Raw genomic sequence first — 356 nt, 5'->3', positions numbered from 1 at the left:
GGGCGGTGACAGTATGTTGTCGGGTGCGTGACGAACGGGGCATCCCGCTGGTTTGCCAAGTCGCCAAACACAGCCTCACCTGCGGAGATGCCCCGTGTTGTCTTATCCTGCCGCATGTGATGTCGATGAGGAGCTCCTGGAGCTGGTCACGATGGTGATCGCTTTGTGCGAGGGTGACCGGCCGTGCCGGCTGCGCCCGTATGACCGGGCCCGGTGCGCCCTGGTCTACCTGCGCAAGCACGACACACTCGAACAGTTCGCCGCGGGCTTCGGTATCGGTGTGGCCACGGCCTGGCGCTACGTGAACGACACGATCGAGCGTCTCGCCGCGTACGCGCCCTCGTTGACGGAGGCCC

1 protein-coding gene is annotated in these 356 nt (G+C 65.4%); it reads left to right on the top strand.

Features of this window, described 5'->3' with window-relative positions:
• Positions 1-94: 94 nt before the first annotated feature.
• A partial coding sequence (locus IG74_RS54575) for an IS5 family transposase (protein ID WP_037827602.1) occupies positions 95-356 on the top strand: 262 nt, incomplete at its 3' end.

It is taken from the genome of Streptomyces sp. NRRL B-1347 (genome assembly GCF_000720325.1).
Taxonomy (GTDB): domain Bacteria; phylum Actinomycetota; class Actinomycetes; order Streptomycetales; family Streptomycetaceae; genus Streptomyces.
This window is presented reverse-complemented; position numbering and strand designations above follow the sequence as displayed.